This is a genomic window from Chitinophaga flava (assembly GCF_003308995.1).
GTDB lineage: Bacteria > Bacteroidota > Bacteroidia > Chitinophagales > Chitinophagaceae > Chitinophaga > Chitinophaga flava.
Genome location: NZ_QFFJ01000001.1, coordinates 3,594,071 through 3,609,636 on the forward strand (window position 1 = coordinate 3,594,071; position 15,566 = coordinate 3,609,636).

Below are 15,566 nucleotides of genomic sequence, written 5' to 3' on the forward strand. Positions count from 1 at the left end.
CATCACCCGGAAAACACAAGCGGTCAAAAAAGTATATAAACCTATGCTGGCCACACTGGTAGATGCTCCGTTTAATGATGCTGACTGGTTATTCGAAACTAAATGGGATGGCTATCGTGCTATTGCCACTGTACAGCAACATAAAGTATCCCTTTACTCCCGCAATGAAAAAGATTTTAGCAGGGACTATCCCGCTGTGGTGGCGGCTGTAGAGAATATTGCGCATAATGTGGTGCTGGATGGCGAAATCATTGTGCTGGACAACAAAAAAAATTCTCACTTTCAATTACTCCAGAATTATAAAACTACCGGTAAAGGTAACCTCGTATACATGGTCTTCGACCTGTTACACCTCAATGGCAGCGAATTACAACAGCTCACACTACTGGAACGAAAGAGCCTGTTAAAAGACCTGGTAGACCAGCTGAATGATAAAAGGGTACAGTTTTCTGCTCATGTACTGAAGAAGGGAAAGGATTTTTTCCAGAAGGCACAACAACAGCAGTGGGAAGGTATTATAGCGAAGAAAACCGATAGCACATACGAAGAAGGCAGGAGAACCATGTCGTGGCTGAAGATAAAAGTCACTAACGAGCAGGAAGCTCTTATCTGTGGCTTCACCGCCCCCAGAGGCAGCCGCAAGAAACTGGGCGCATTGGTACTGGGCTTGTATGAAGATAAAAAGCTGAAGTATATCGGCAACTGCGGCGGAGGTTTTAATGATGCCATGCTCACCATACTGTACAACAAGCTGATGCCGCTGGTGCAGAAGACTTCGCCTTTTACGCAGAAAATAAAGACAGACATGCCCGTTACCTGGGTCAAACCCAAACTGGTATGTCAGGTGAAGTTCTCCGAATGGACCGGTGATGGTATCCTCCGTATGCCTGTATTCCTGGGACTGAGAGAAGATAAACCCGCTGCGGACATACATCCGGAAACACCTAAATCCATGACCATGACAACAGCAACAGCGGAAAATAATCGCGCCATCACCCTGAATGGTAAAAAGGTGTCCCTCACCAACCAGCAGAAAATATACTGGCCAAAAGAAAATATTACCAAAGGACAGCTGATCGATTATTACCTGTCTGTAGCCAGTTATATCCTGCCACACCTGAAAGACAGACCGCTGTCGTTACATCGTTTCCCTAACGGGATTACACACCCTTCTTTTTACCAGAAAGACCTGGACCTGGAACAAACACCTGACTGGATTAAAAGCATTCCGCTGATGGCTGCTTCCACTGGTAAAAAAGTAGATTATCTGCTCTGCAATAACCAGGCTACACTGGCTTATATGATCAACCTGGGCTGCATTGAGGTCAACCCCTGGCTGTCGCGTACTTCCAGCCTGGATAATCCTGACTTTGTAGTGATGGACCTGGACCCGCAAAACATAGACTTTAAATACGTAGTGGAGGCGGCCCTGCATATTAAAGATTTTCTGGACCAGTACCAGCTGCAGAGTTTCTGTAAAACTTCCGGCTCTGAAGGGCTGCACATCTATATTCCTACCGGGGGCAAATACAGTTACGATACCAGCCGTTTATTTGCGGAGTATATCGCCCGGCATGTTCATCGGGAACTGCCTCAGACCACGAGTGTAACAAGAACTAAATCGGACCGCAATAAAAAGGTGTATCTCGACTATTTGCAGAACAGGGTGGCACAAACGGTAGCAGCACCATACTCGGTAAGGCCTAAGCCTGGTGCTACCGTGTCTATGCCGCTGTCCTGGAAGGAAGTGAATGAATCGCTGCGGATCAGTGACTTTGATATTTTTAACTCACTTCAACGAATAAACGAAGCAGGAGACTTGTGGGAGGATATACTGCAAACAAAGAATGACCTGCACAGATTCATCAGTAACGTGGAAAAGCATACAAAAGCCTGACTTGTTTACTTTTTAAACTACCTGTTATGCAACGGTTTCATCTACATCTGCCCGTTGTACATTCGAAGGGATACGGCATCATTCTCGCCGTTATTTGTATGGTACTCACGGTTGTTTCTTATGCTACCGATCAATACGGTGCGTTGTGGACAGGCTTTGGTATCGCCCTGGTGTTTTTTGTAGGTATTTTAATCTCCATCATCCATTATAACGGGACGCATGGTGAGAAGACTTCTACGGCTTCCGCTTTTTACCTGGGTATCCGGACCACCTTCCTCGCTACCTTCCTGCTGGGGGTATTTGCCCTGATATTTCATGTTCTGGTGGTAAATGGGACTATTCATCGCCTGATACCTCAGGGCTTTCAGCAGACGCCCAGGATTATCAGAGGGATAGAAACAGAAAAGGAAAGGTTCTGGATTCTGTTTGTGGGTAATGTGTTGATTGCTGATATTGCTATGGGCGTGCTGGCCGCTATGCTGGGAGCACTCGTTTTTAAGGCCAATCAGAAGTCTGCCGGCGAAGCTACAAAGGACAACATTTAAGGATTTTGTTATGTACTTATTTAGTTATTTTGTTGTTGTTATAGGTGGGGCCCGTAGTCCCGCAGGCAACAATCCAAATAATTAAATCTGAGATACCTTGAAGGGCCATATACTCATTATAGATGATGAAGACCAGTTACGGAAGCTTTTGAGCCGTTTGCTGGCATTGGAGGGTTATACGATGCATGAAGCAGGCAATATCAGGTCTGCCATGAAAATCCTGGAAAAAGAAGAAATCAGCGTTGTGCTGTCGGACGTGAAACTGCCCGATGGCAATGGGGTGGAGCTGGTGCCCACGATCCGCACCCGTTTCCCGCAGGTGGAAACTATCGTCCTGACTGCCTACGGCAATATCGCTGATGGGGTACAAGCCATCAAAAACGGTGCTTTCGATTATATCACCAAGGGTGATGACAACAACCGCATCCTGCCACTGGTAAGCAAAGCCATGGACAAAGCCCGGCTGCAGTTCCGTATCCGCGACCTGGAGAAAAAGATCGCCGGCAAATATAACTTTGACAATATACTGGGCTCTTCGCCCGAAATTATGAGTGCGATAGAACTGGCGCGGAAAGTAGCTCCTTCGGATATGACGGTGCTGCTGCTGGGCGAAACCGGTTCAGGGAAGGAAGTGTTTGCCCACGCCATCCATGAAGGCAGCAACCGCCGTCAGCAGCCGTTTGTGGCGGTCAATTGCAGCGCTATCGGTAAAGACATCCTGGAAAGTGAGCTGTTTGGCCATGTGACCGGCGCCTTTACCGGTGCGGTAAAAGATAAAAAAGGATTTTTTGAAGAAGCCCGTGGCGGTACCATCTTCCTGGATGAAATGGGGGAGATGCCGGTAGAGCTGCAAGCCAAGCTGCTGCGTGTACTGGAGGCTCAGGAGTTTTATAAAGTGGGCGAGCCTAAAGCTATTAAAACAGATGTCCGGGTGATTGCCGCTACCAACCGTAATCTCGAACAGGAGATCGCCGCCGGTCATTTCCGGGAAGATCTGTTTTATCGTTTGTCCGTTTTCCAGATATCACTGCCATCACTGAACAACCGTAAAAAGGATATTCCTTTACTGGCCACCTGGTTTATTCAGCAGTTCGCGCCCAAGATGAATAAACGGCTGACGGGTATGAGTCCCGCTTTCCTGCAGGCTTTACAACAACACAGCTGGAAGGGTAATATAAGGGAGTTGCGTAATGTGATTGAAAGGGCAGCCATTCTCACGGATACGGATATACTGGATGTGTCTTCCCTTCCTTTTGATTTCCAGCAGGGGAAAGATGACAGCACGTCTTCCCTTCGTCTGGCAGATATGGAGAGAAGCCATATCATCAAAGTGCTGGGTCAGGTAAAGGGTAATAAGACCAGGGCAGCGGAGTTGCTGGACATCGGCCTTACTACGCTCTATAATAAGATCAAAGAGTACAATATTTAGCTGCTTACAGAATCCAGCCCATGATAAGGCAGGCAATTACGATAAATGGCGAAGGGAGTTTCGTGAATATCAGTAATGCCAGCGTGCAGATCATGATCAGGATGTTGTACCAGTTGGTGGGGATCGCCAGAAAGAGGATAAAGGTGGCGGCCCACATGATACCTACTACTACCGCGTTGATGCCTTCGAGAGCGCGGTAGATGATCACATATTTTTTCAGGTTATGCCAGATAGGGAAAAAGAAGAGTACCAGTAACAGGCTTGGCAGGAAAATGGCGATCGGCGCCAGCACACAGCCCAAAAACTGGTAGCCCATGCCCAGATTGCGCATAGCCATGCCTCCTACATAAGCGGATATCGAGAAGGTGGGGCCGGGGAGCGCACGCATAATACCCGCACCGGTAAGCAGCTCCTCCGCGCTCAGATATTGCGATTTGGCACGGGTAACGTACTGTTCCAGCATCATCGCGATCAGGATATCGCCGCCGCCGAATACCAGGCTGCCGAAACGGTAGAAGTTCTCAAAAAGGTTGAAGGGACGGCGTGTCACCCATTCATGGGAACGGGCATATTCCGAGAGGATACCCGCCAGTACGAAGATGAGCACAAACAGCCATATATTTCCCCACTGTATTTTTTTCGGCTTGTCTGAAATATCCGGAATACGTTTGTTACTGAAGTTGGAAACGATGCCGCCCAATATGATCAGGGCGGGGAAAGTCCAGGGTGATTTGAGGTAACAGGCTGCAAACATGGCCACAATCATGATCACAAAGGTGGCCACATTGTTGATGCTGATCCGGTATGCCTTGAGGCCGCCATAGGCCAGAAAACCTACCGCCATCGGCTGTACGTATTTAAAGATATCCGTTTGTAAGGCGCTTTTATTGAAATACTGCAGCAGGAAACTAAGCGAGCCCATCATCAGGCAGGCTGGCGTGATCCAGATAAGCAGGGTAAAGATGGCCAGCATCACGCCACCGCGTTTATAGCCAATGAGGGTAAGGGTTTGGGATGATGATGCCCCGGGAAGCAACTGGCAGAAAGCATTATATTCCATCAGCTCCTGCTCGGTAACATCTTTTCGCTGGTATACAAATGTTTTCATCATCATTGCCAGGTGCCCCTGCGGGCCACCGTAGGCAGTTATGCTATGTAATAGCACCGCTTTGAGAAAAGGTATATGACGTAGAAACACAGTTATTGATAAAGTGAATTCAGCTCCAAAGGATTCAATAAGTTAGTAAAAATAATCCTACAAAATACAATAGTGTCGCTAATTATACTAATCTGTAATGTAATAAAGGCACAATACTTGTAATACGGGAGGCTATCTGATCGAATATGGCCTTTTATCCGTTGTGACAGTTTGTTCTTGCGAAGATTTTAACCCACCGGCATGAAAGAGTGCCCGGACTAAAAGTCTAACCATATTGAAAAAACCAGCGAAAAAAATAACCATACAGAGAAGCCAAAAGAAAATAACCAGACTTGCCCGCGCGCAGGATAAATGTAAAGTCCCGGTAAGTAACCTTGCCGGGACTCTGTATATCAGGAGATAGTTTATTTTTTCAACCCAATTTCGCGCAGGCGTTCATCGAGGTATTCACCGGCAGTGATAGGTTCATATGCCAGCGGGTTTTCGGCGGTAACGCAGCTTCCCAGGCAATCCAGCTTCATACCGGATTTAGGATGCAGGAAGAAGGGGATGGAATAGCGGGAGGTATGCCACATTTCACGGGGAGGGTTGACAACCCGGTGAGTAGTGGATTTTAACCGGTTGTTGGTAAGGCGTTGCAGCATATCGCCCACGTTTACCACAATTTGTTCCGGCAGGGATGTTACCGGCACCCAGTTATTTTGTTTGTCCAGGATCTGCAGGCCGTCGGCAGAAGCGCCTACCAGCAGGGTAATCAGATTGATATCTTCATGTTGTTCCGCTCTGATGGCCGATTTAGGCTCCTGATTGATAGGAGGGTAGTGGATGGCCCTGAGAATGGAATTACCATTGTGTATTTTGTCATCGAAGTAATGCTCGTCCAGACCCAGGAACAGGGCGATAGCCTGCAGCAGGTGCTTGCCGGAAGTCTCAAAACCACGGTAAGCTTTAAAGAAGGTCGGTGTGAAAGCTGGTACTTCTGCCACCGCTACGTTAGGTGGATATTCTTCCCCGATCGGATCGTTGTCTTCCACAGTCTGACCAAACTGGAAAAACTCTTTCAGGTCAGGCGCGTCATAACCTTTGGCGTGTTCCTTACCAAAGGAGGTATAACCACGCTGGCCGGCCAGTTCAGGAATTTCGTATGTATGTTTGGTTTCAAAGGGAAGCTTGAAAAATGCTTGTACGTAATTGTAGAGGTCTGCAATAAGCTCGTCAGGAATACCATGATTCTTTACCGCTACAAAACCAACTTCTTCATAAGCCTTTCCCAGTTGCTGCACAAAAGCAGCTTTCCTGTTGGCATCACCGGAGGTGAAGTCTGCCAGGTCTACTGATGGGATGGAATGGGTAATTGCCATATCGTTTAATTGTTTTGGAGCGGTAAAGGTACGGAATATCAATTACGAATTACGAATGGCGAATTACGAATAATGATGACCAGAGCGGGCAGGAATGCATTTTGAGCGCAGTAAGTTGCCATGCTCCATTCGTAATTCTATTTGAAATAGGCTTCTTCCTTGGGATGGATGTCTACAATAGCGTAGCGGTCTACCTGGTTGATCAGCATTTCATCCATGATGTCTACTACATTTTCATAGCGGGCCTGCTTATCAGCTTTGATAAGTACCATCAGATCATTTTGATGGAAGGCCTTACTCACTGCTTCTTTTTTACGGATGATGATATCGCGGATACCGTTGTGGTTGGCAAAAGAGGTATAATTTACCTGTGGCGGTTGTGATGGATCATCTCCGATGCCTTCATACCAGGCGATGCGTCCCTGAGGTCCCAGTATAACAGTCAGCGCTTTGCTGGCAGCCAGCGACATAGGATCTCCATCACTGCGGGGCATCAGCAGGTCCATGGTTTTGGGCTGTGACAAGGTAGTGGTGAGCATAAAGAATGTGATCAGCAGAAAACCCAGGTCTACCATAGGTGTCATATCCACACGGGTTGATTTTTTGTTGCTGCGTGTTCTTTTGCCGCAGTGGCGGCCATTTGGAGCAGTTGTATTTATTTCAGCCATAACTAACGGTTTTGCATGTACGAAAAAATGGTTGAAAGCGCTTTCTGCTAATTAGATGCAGCCTGCATCACTTTCCACAAAAAAATAAAAATCAAAAAAATAAAACGCATAAAAAACCCTGTACAAGCAAGGCTCATACAGGGTAACTATAATTTATTTGATGAATCATGATGTATCAAATAAATGATCTGAAGCAAAACATCAGAAGAATCACTTTACATCATCATTCATCACCGTTAGAAGTCGGCGTTCTTCGGTGTCCTTGGGAAAGGAATCACGTCGCGGATGTTGGTCATACCGGTTACGAACAGCATCATACGCTCGAAGCCCAGACCGAAACCGGCGTGCGGTGCGGTGCCAAAGCGGCGGGTATCGAGGTACCAGGACAGTTCATCTACCGGCACATGCATTTCTTCCATGCGTTTTACCAGCTTATCGTAATCTTCTTCACGTTGTGAACCACCTACCATCTCACCGATGCCGGGGAAGAGGATGTCCATTGCTCTTACGGTTTTGTTGTCTTCGTTTAGCTTCATGTAGAAGGACTTGATTTCTTTCGGATAATCAGTCAGGATTACTGGCTTTTTAAAGTGTTTCTCCACGAGGTAGCGTTCGTGTTCGCTCTGGAGGTCTGCTCCCCATCCTTCAATGAGATACTGGAACTTCTTGTTTTTGTTAGGCTTGCTGTTTTTCAGGATCTCGATGGCTTCAGTGTAAGTGATGCGCATGAATTCATTGTTCAGTACGAACTCCAGTTTCTCCAGCAGTCCCATTTCACTGCGTTCCTGTTGAGGCTTTTGTTTTTCCTCTTCTACCAGGCGGGCGGCCAGGAAGTCGAGGTCTTCACGGTTGTGCTCCAGGATGTGGCTGATGAGGGATTTGATGAAAGCTTCTGCCAGGTCCATGTTGTCTTCCAGTTCATAGAAGGCCATTTCCGGCTCGATCATCCAGAATTCCGCCAGGTGACGGGCAGTGTTGGAGTTTTCAGCGCGGAAGGTAGGGCCGAAGGTATAGATCTCTCCAAAGGCCATTGCACCCAGTTCGCCTTCCAGTTGCCCGGAAACGGTCAGGTTGGTAGACTTTCCAAAGAAGTCTTCTTTAAAATCGATTTCGCCGGATTCCGTACGGGGCGGGGTTTTCATGTCGAGAGTGGTAACTCTGAACATTTCACCGGCGCCTTCTGCATCAGAAGCGGTAATGATAGGCGTATGCAGGTATACGAAGCCCTGATCGTTGAAGAACTTGTGTACTGCAAAGGCCAGTGAATGGCGTATGCGGAAAACAGCGCCGAAGGTGTTGGTGCGGAAACGCAGGTGAGCGATTTCACGCAGGTATTCCAGGCTGGGCTTGTTTTTCAGCTGCAAAGGATATTTTTCTGCATCGCAGTCGCCCAGTATTTCAAGGCTGCTGGCCTTCAGTTCTACGCGCTGGCCTTTGCCGAGAGAGGGGATAACCTCTCCGGTGGCACTGATGGCTGCACCAGTGGTGATGCGCTTCAGCAGGGCTGCATCGGTATTTTCTATATTGATAACTACTTGCAGATTATTATTGGTAGAGCCGTCGTTTAACGCTATAAACTGGTTGTTGCGGAAGGAACGCACCCAACCTTTTACTGTTACTTCGTAATGCGTCCTGTCATCGGACAGGATTTGCTTGACTTTCACTCTTTGGCTCATAAATTAATTTTTTTAGGATTGCAAAAATAAGTGTTCTCCCCCATAGTCCATAACACTAATGGTGGCTTAACAAGATAATATACTCCTGTCTGGTTGCAAAAGAAATGTTAAAAATTGATATAATATTAAAACGGATATATGATCAGGCTCAGATTTAAGGACCGCGCTACTACGCTTTTATAGCCGGAAATAGAAGGGCCGGATAGCTGAACAACTGTGACTACGGGGCATTTCGGGGCAAATTTTTTTGGATAATAATAAAACTTGTTTTAATCTTGCGTTATAATCTGACTGATTAAGTTCATTTTCACATCTTCATCAGCAGTTCCTAAACTCAATCATTCCCTATCAAATTTAATAATCTAATTAAATTTCTTGACACAAAACAATTATTTGTAATTGGTGTATGTTGGTATGCAGTGGTACCCGCCTCACAACACTTCTAAAATTTGACAACACAGATGATGTACGACATCTTACAACTGAACGACATGCTCGTTCCTGAGCTGCTTGACATTGCTGAGAAGCTTGATGTTCCCAACGCTAAAAAACTGAACAAACAGGACCTGATCTACAAAATACTGGACAAGCAAGCAGTGATGGCCTCAGAAGATAACCAGTCCAACGGAGAAGAGAAAAAAGCACGTAAACGCAAACCTGTAAAGAAAGACGAAGCGCATCACGAAACGGAAGAACCCTCCGTTGCTGACGAAAAACCAGCCGCAAAAAAATCTACTAAAAAAGCTCCCGGTAAAACAAAAGACACGGAACCAGAACCGGCTCCAGCTCCGGCAGCTAAATCCAAAATAAAAGACTTTGATATAGACCTGGACAGCATTCCATCACTCACTTTCGATGATGATGATGATATCATTATCCCTGCTTTCACTGAAGATGAAGTAGAAGAAGAGGAAGAAGAAGTGCCTGCTGTTCCGGCTGCAGAAGAGGAAGAAGAGGAGGATGATGATTTTGTGATGCCTGAAGGCATAGATACAGTTGCTCCTGCTGCGCAGAAACAGCGGTATCCTAAAAAGGACGCCATCTTCAACATCGAGTTTGATGGTGTGATCCTCAGTGAAGGCGTGCTGGAAATGATGCCCGACGGCTACGGTTTCCTCCGTTCTTCCGACTATAACTACCTGAGTTCCCCGGACGATATTTATGTTTCTCCTTCACAGATAAAACTCTTTGGCCTGAAAACCGGCGACACCGTTAAGGGTTCCGTGCGTCCGCCAAAAGAAGGAGAGAAATATTTCGCACTGCTGAAAGTAGAAACCATCAATGGTAAGTCTCCTGAAGAAGTACGTGACCGCGTACCTTTCGACTACCTGACTCCGTTGTTCCCTTTCGAAAAGCTGAGACTGACAACAACTTCCAATAACTACTCCACCCGTATCATGGATATGTTTACACCTATCGGTAAAGGACAGCGCGGCCTGATCGTTGCGCAGCCTAAGGTAGGTAAAACCATGCTGCTGAAAGAAGTGGCCAACGCCATCGCTACTAACCACCCTGAAATTTATCTGATGGTGGTACTGATCGATGAACGTCCGGAAGAGGTGACTGATATGGAACGTAGTGTAAAAGCAGAAGTAATTGCTTCTACCTTCGATGAACCAGCGGAGAAACACGTAAAAGTTTCTGCTATCGCCTTGCAGAAAGCCAAACGCCTTGTAGAATGCGGACACGATGTAGTTATCCTGCTCGACTCTATCACACGTCTGGCAAGAGCACACAATACCGTGGCACCAGCATCCGGTAAGGTATTGAGCGGTGGTGTGGAAGCTAACGCAATGCAGAAACCAAAACAATTCTTTGGTGCTGCCCGTAAAATTGAACATGGTGGTTCACTCACTATCCTCGCTACAGCACTGATAGATACCGGTTCCAAAATGGACGAGGTGATCTTCGAAGAATTTAAAGGTACTGGTAACATGGAGCTCGCGCTCGATCGTAAACTGGCTAACAAACGCATCTTCCCGGCTATCGATGTATCTGCATCTTCTACCCGCCGTGATGACCTGCTGCTCGACAAAGACTCTCTCAAACGTATCCATATCCTGCGCAATCACCTGGCAGATATGAACACTGACGAGTCTATGCACTTTATGCTTCAGCACATGCGTGGCACTAAAAACAACGAAGAGTTCCTGATCTCCATGAACGGATAATCAGATTCTTTCTAACATAATGAAGCCCCGCCGGATAACCGGCGGGGCTTTTTGTTGTGCATCATGTGCATCAATATGTATCAGGCAAATTAAAAAAGTACTAAAAGCAAAAATCCCGCTACAGTAATACTGCAGCGGGATTCTCCAATCTATCTAACCTTTTGACTTTCTTATGTATAACATCAATCAAATACGTGATTAGAATATGAAGTTAACACCCAGGTTCAGCTGTTTAGTGAAGTTGAAGTCGAAGTTGCTAACGTTTGTTTTAACTCCGGTTGCTTCATTTTTATGCTGAGCATAAGTGTAACCCAGACCACCAAAAGCACCTTCAATCATGAAGTGTTTGGTTACGAAGTAAGTGATACCAGGCAGTACGTTTACGTTAAAGCCATTGATGGTTTCAGTTTTTGTGTCACCTACTTTAGTGTTACCAAAACCGTATCCAGCATTAGCTTCAGCAAAGAAAGCAAATTTGCTCTGACCGATCATATGGTAGTTACGGGCGAAGATACCAGGAGTGATTTCCAGGGTTTTAGTTTTCACGCCGGATACTGCTTTTTCGGTGCCGAACTGAGAGTTGGCAAATACACCGATTACCCAGTTGGAGTTCAGTGCGTAACCTACTTTAGGGCTGATACCGAAAGTAGTGTTTGTTTCTTTTGCATCAGTGCCTTTTACTTTAGCAGAAGTGGTGCTTACGTTAACATTTCCGCCCAGGATAACATCGCCTTTTGATAACTGTGCCTTTGCTACTTGTGTGCCGAACAGTGCTACTGCGGCCATTACAATCAACTTTTTCATCTTTCGTAAAATTTAAATATACATTAAAACTGTTCTCTCTTTCTTTGATTCTTCTACATACATGAATGCCGATCCTGGTTGATTGTCGGTTTATATCTTAATCCATTAAAGAAAATATACAATACTTGTCTTTCCCTTTCCATAAAGCATCTGAGGCCATTCCGGTCGTGAGGGTCAAAACTTGTCGCCTGCCATTTGCACCATATTACCCATAAACCAAATAATACGTTGACAAGCAACTGCGCCGTAGTATCAGGATCCGTGGCTTCACACAGCTCACCAATACTGATCCCCTTCCGGATAGTGGCAGAAAGAAAAGAAACTTCCACAGTCTGCAACAACTCTATCGTTTGCCGCATCCGGCTGGAAGGAACATCCTTGATCCATTCGTTTATTCCGAATAAAAAATGATACTCCACCAGCATCCTCTCTTTCAGCTCCAGATAACGGTTGATGATCGCATCTGTGGAAGTGGCTTCTTCCACATAAGCAGACATGTCAAAAAAACAATCTGCTATCATACGCTCCACCACCGCTACGTAAATGGATTCCTTATCTGAAAAATAGTAATACAAAGAACCTTTCGAGATTTCCAGATCCCTGGCGATCTCTTCCATGGTAGTTTTAGACAAGCCGAACCGTTTGAAGCGCTTTAAAGCAGCCTCCAGGATTAATGTCCGCTTTTGGTCTAGTTCTGCCATAGATAGCTCGTCAATGTTAAAGTCTGACTGTCTGACTTTTTTGTTTGACGGGTCAAAAGTACGACCAAAAGTTATTCCACCAAATTTTTTTGTTAAATTATTGTTACGTATTCTCCGCGCAAAATGTTAAAAAGGGAAGAAAAAAGGGCAGAGGGTGTCAGCCCGGTCAAAAAATGCGGTTTTTCTTGGATGAAATTAAAGGAGCAATCTGAAAATATTGAAATTGAACAATCAGGAGAGCGCAAATGCCTTAAATATCAATATATAAGAATAAGTAAATCGTTGTATATGCTTACTACCGCTGCATCCGGTTCAGTAAGTCTTTCCTCCGGCGCTCAGTGATGTCCAGCACAATGCCACTTTTCAGCATCACCTTACCCAAATGAGGATCTACCTGGCTGATATTGGCCAGCTGCACCATCTGGGTATTGTTGACCTGGTAAAACTGCAACGTGGAAAAAAGATCTGCATAATAACGGAAAGGCCGCTCAGCCTGCACCTCCACGCCGGAATCCAGCCGGAACAGGCAGTTGTCCTGCTGCGCTTCAAAACATTCCACCGCAGGTAAAAATATCGTACGTTCTTCTCCGTTAGTGTCATATATCAACAGCTTCCAGGATGCATGCTGCACATTGTTGAAATTCTCCAGCAGCACCTCATACCGCTGCTTACTGCTATTATTGGCAATACGTGTTTTGACCAGTGTTACAGCTTGCAGCAGGCTCTCCTTGTCTATCGGTTTCAATATCAGTTCCACCTCGCTGCAACGGATCACATGCAGAAACTTTTTCTCAAATGCAGTCACAAACACCGCTTCAAAAGCAACTTCCTGCTGAGTACCCATGAGTACATCAAACCCGGTACCGTCGGGCATCTCCAAATCAAGAAACACCAGCTCCGGCCGATGCTCCCTGATCTGTGCAATACCTGCTGCACAGTCAGAAGCGGTAGCGGCCACCTTTACTTCCGGGCAATATTTCTCCAGCATCAGGGCTATAATGTCCCGGCTATTTCTCTCATCATCTATGATGACTGCTTTTATCATTTTAATACTAACGTTTAAGAATATACTTTTTTACAGCTGTGGAATGAGAATCCGGACTACCGTACCACTGTCTTCCTCATTACGTGCCGACCGGTCGATTATTTCGATATGGATTTCTGTATTATACATCTTATTAAGCAACTCGGCCCTGTTCTGGCTCATCTCCATGCCGGAAGACTGGTGATGCTGAGGCAAAGTGCGCAATGACCTCGACCGGGCAATACCAATGCCGTTGTCGGCGATTACACATTCCAGCATATCAGCAGCTACCTGATTGAAATGGATGGAGAGATGACCAATAGGCTGCTGCGGATTCGTCATACCATGTTTGACGGCATTCTCCACATAAGGCTGCAGCAACATGGCCGGAATCTCCAGTTCAGCCGTGGCGATCTCCGGATCTACTACAATTTCATACTCCATTCTGTTTTCGAAACGCATTTTCTCCAAACCCAGATAAGTATTCAGATAGATAATCTCATCAGCCAGGGATATAAAGTTGCGCCGGGAGAAATCAAGCGTTTTGCGGATCAGATAAGAGAAGTCCGACAGATATTTCTGGGCATACTCATAATCCCGCTGCATCACAAACAGCTGGATAGAGTTGAGGCAGTTGAAAATAAAGTGAGGGTTGATCTGTGCCCGGATGGCCTTCAGCTCTATCTCCGTCAGCTTTTTATCGTATTCTGTTTCCAGCTGTATCTTTCGTTGTTCTTCCAGCTCCTGTTTTTTACGGAGAATTTCCGTGGTCTGTTCTTTTACCAGTTCTTCCAGTTGCTCGTTGAGTTTGCGTTGCAGCTCCTTGTTTTTATTGAGCTGTTTAATTAGCAGCTCTTGTGTGCGTGTTCGTTCAAGGTGTACCAGTTTATTACGATAACTGAGGCCGGCCAGAAAAAACATGGCCTGTAGCAGTACGCCGCCGATTAGTAACATGCTGGGGGCTGCCAGTTCTCCGAGTGCACTGAGCAGTCCCAGTGGCCGGATATGCATGAGGAAAGAGCCCAGACAAGCCAGATACAAACATACAGACCCGTACAGAAAAAAACGCACCAGCGGATGATGCCTGGAACGTCTGGCCAGTGCTACAAATACCACCAGCAGCGGTATCAGCGTACAAAAATATACGTAACTGTAGATGATCACCGGCAAATGATATTGTTCCATCAGGATACAATACATGCATACAATGATCAGGCCGCCCACAATTGTAGATACCCAGGCAAACACCTGTTCCATGAAAGGATATCTTTCTTTCAGATTCAGGAAGGTATTGCCAAACATCAGGTACATGAGATAGAAACAAAACAACAACCCCGGGATGTCCCAGTAGTACTTCAACATAGGCCAGCGGTGAAAGAAGGAAAGCTGATAGGGCTTGCTTTCCAGCCGCAGTGCGAAGAACAGTATCAGTCCCAGTATATAGATGGCAAAATAGATGTACGATTTGTCGGGTAACTGTATATAGTTAATGACGGAAATGCTGAAAAACACCAGCAGCATGCCTAGCAATACCTGTATCACTACCGTTTCCTTGCGGTAGGTGTCCTGCTGCCGGTTATGGAAGCGGGCGAAGGCCTGCTCGCTGAAGAGCGTGGGCGTGAGCGGATTTTCGTTGTATGATTTATTGATGATATGCAGATAGAATGTGCGGGACTGATGGGGAGGAATGTTGATGTTGAATCCGTAGTGGTCCCATCTTTCTACGCCTCCTCTGTCGGCCATCAGACCGGTTTGCATCAGCAGCCGGGCTGTATCTCCGGGTGGTTTTTCGTACCAGTACATGAAGTCGTGCCATCCGGCAAAGAGAATAACATTGAGAGGAGTAGTGCCTTCGTTTTTTGCCTTTAATTGCAGCCAGCAGTTGTTGATCTGCCCGTTATTTTTTTTGTAGTCATGAAAGAGTTGTGGAGATGGGGTAAAGGGCAGATGTGTCACCTGTTGTACGGTCAGGTGACCCTCTTTGTCGGAGAGGCTGTTTATGTAGGGACGCAGGTCCAGTTCCGAGGCAGCAAAACCGTCTTTTGCTATCAGGGTATCATGGGAGGGGTTAAGGGCAAAGGCTCCTGCAGTATAACAGTACAACAGCATTAGGATAATAATGCGCTTCACA

12 protein-coding genes are annotated in these 15,566 nt (G+C 46.2%); 4 read left to right on the top strand and 8 right to left on the bottom strand.

Annotated elements, in window-relative coordinates; all coding sequences use genetic code 11:
• Positions 1 to 43 precede the first annotated feature (43 nt).
• The 3 genes from ligD (at position 44) to DF182_RS14525 (ending at position 3,871) form a co-directional block, all read left to right on the top strand.
• The gene (gene ligD / locus DF182_RS14515) at positions 44 to 1,897 is read left to right on the top strand and encodes a DNA ligase D (RefSeq protein WP_113616306.1); all 1,854 of its coding nucleotides are present in this window, start codon (positions 44 to 46) and stop codon (positions 1,895 to 1,897) included.
• A gap of 26 nt (positions 1,898 to 1,923) precedes the next feature.
• A complete protein-coding gene (locus DF182_RS14520) occupies positions 1,924 to 2,442 on the top strand; it encodes a DUF4199 family protein (protein WP_113616307.1) in 519 nt (172 codons plus the stop codon).
• Between the two features lie 97 nt (positions 2,443 to 2,539).
• Positions 2,540 to 3,871, top strand: a complete 1,332-nt coding sequence (locus DF182_RS14525) for a sigma-54-dependent transcriptional regulator (protein WP_113616308.1) — start codon at positions 2,540 to 2,542, stop codon at positions 3,869 to 3,871.
• Between the two features lie 4 nt (positions 3,872 to 3,875).
• Here the strand turns inward: DF182_RS14525 and chrA are convergent, their stop codons facing one another.
• The 4 genes from chrA to asnS form a co-directional block, all read right to left on the bottom strand.
• The gene (gene chrA, locus DF182_RS14530) at positions 3,876 to 5,069 is read right to left on the bottom strand and encodes a chromate efflux transporter (RefSeq protein ID WP_113616309.1); all 1,194 of its coding nucleotides are present in this window, start codon (positions 5,067 to 5,069) and stop codon (positions 3,876 to 3,878) included.
• 365 nt (positions 5,070 to 5,434) lie between these two features.
• Positions 5,435 to 6,391, bottom strand: coding sequence for an isopenicillin N synthase family dioxygenase (locus DF182_RS14535; protein WP_113616310.1), 957 nt, complete (start codon positions 6,389 to 6,391; stop codon positions 5,435 to 5,437).
• Between the two features lie 137 nt (positions 6,392 to 6,528).
• A complete protein-coding gene (locus DF182_RS14540) occupies positions 6,529 to 7,059 on the bottom strand; it encodes an ExbD/TolR family protein (protein WP_113616311.1) in 531 nt (176 codons plus the stop codon).
• 236 nt (positions 7,060 to 7,295) lie between these two features.
• Positions 7,296 to 8,735, bottom strand: a complete 1,440-nt coding sequence (asnS, locus tag DF182_RS14545) for an asparagine--tRNA ligase (RefSeq protein WP_113616312.1) — start codon at positions 8,733 to 8,735, stop codon at positions 7,296 to 7,298.
• 464 nt (positions 8,736 to 9,199) lie between these two features.
• On the opposite strand from asnS, the gene rho reads away from it, so the two are divergent.
• Positions 9,200 to 10,906, top strand: a complete 1,707-nt coding sequence (gene rho / locus DF182_RS14550; RefSeq protein ID WP_113616899.1) for a transcription termination factor Rho — start codon at positions 9,200 to 9,202, stop codon at positions 10,904 to 10,906.
• 198 nt (positions 10,907 to 11,104) lie between these two features.
• Here the strand turns inward: rho and DF182_RS14555 are convergent, their stop codons facing one another.
• The 4 genes from DF182_RS14555 to DF182_RS14570 form a co-directional block, all read right to left on the bottom strand.
• Positions 11,105 to 11,710 carry an outer membrane beta-barrel protein gene (locus tag DF182_RS14555; protein ID WP_113616313.1) on the bottom strand — a complete coding sequence of 202 codons (606 nt, stop codon included), beginning with the start codon at positions 11,708 to 11,710 and terminating at the stop codon, positions 11,105 to 11,107.
• A gap of 53 nt (positions 11,711 to 11,763) precedes the next feature.
• On the bottom strand, positions 11,764 to 12,411 hold the full coding sequence (locus DF182_RS14560; protein ID WP_113616314.1) for a TetR/AcrR family transcriptional regulator: 648 nt from the start codon (positions 12,409 to 12,411) through the stop codon (positions 11,764 to 11,766).
• A 295-nt stretch (positions 12,412 to 12,706) separates the two neighbouring features.
• Positions 12,707 to 13,456 carry a LytR/AlgR family response regulator transcription factor gene (locus DF182_RS14565; protein WP_113616315.1) on the bottom strand — a complete coding sequence of 250 codons (750 nt, stop codon included), beginning with the start codon at positions 13,454 to 13,456 and terminating at the stop codon, positions 12,707 to 12,709.
• Between the two features lie 30 nt (positions 13,457 to 13,486).
• Complete coding sequence (locus tag DF182_RS14570) at positions 13,487 to 15,565, bottom strand: histidine kinase (protein ID WP_147243439.1); 2,079 nt, start codon at positions 15,563 to 15,565, stop codon at positions 13,487 to 13,489.
• Position 15,566: the final 1 nt, after the last annotated feature.

Excerpts from the sequence above, each read along its gene's own strand:
- DF182_RS14520 (WP_113616307.1), top strand. The coding sequence starts at position 1,924 with ATGCAACGGTTTCATCTACATCTGCCCGTTGTACATTCGAAGGGATAC.
- DF182_RS14555 (WP_113616313.1), bottom strand. The coding sequence starts at position 11,710 with ATGAAAAAGTTGATTGTAATGGCCGCAGTAGCACTGTTCGGCACACAA.
- DF182_RS14540 (WP_113616311.1), bottom strand. The coding sequence starts at position 7,059 with ATGGCTGAAATAAATACAACTGCTCCAAATGGCCGCCACTGCGGCAAA.
- asnS (WP_113616312.1), bottom strand. The coding sequence starts at position 8,735 with ATGAGCCAAAGAGTGAAAGTCAAGCAAATCCTGTCCGATGACAGGACG.
- DF182_RS14560 (WP_113616314.1), bottom strand. The coding sequence starts at position 12,411 with ATGGCAGAACTAGACCAAAAGCGGACATTAATCCTGGAGGCTGCTTTA.
- DF182_RS14535 (WP_113616310.1), bottom strand. The coding sequence starts at position 6,391 with ATGGCAATTACCCATTCCATCCCATCAGTAGACCTGGCAGACTTCACC.
- ligD (WP_113616306.1), top strand. The coding sequence starts at position 44 with ATGCTGGCCACACTGGTAGATGCTCCGTTTAATGATGCTGACTGGTTA.
- DF182_RS14565 (WP_113616315.1), bottom strand. The coding sequence starts at position 13,456 with ATGATAAAAGCAGTCATCATAGATGATGAGAGAAATAGCCGGGACATT.
- rho (WP_113616899.1), top strand. The coding sequence starts at position 9,200 with ATGTACGACATCTTACAACTGAACGACATGCTCGTTCCTGAGCTGCTT.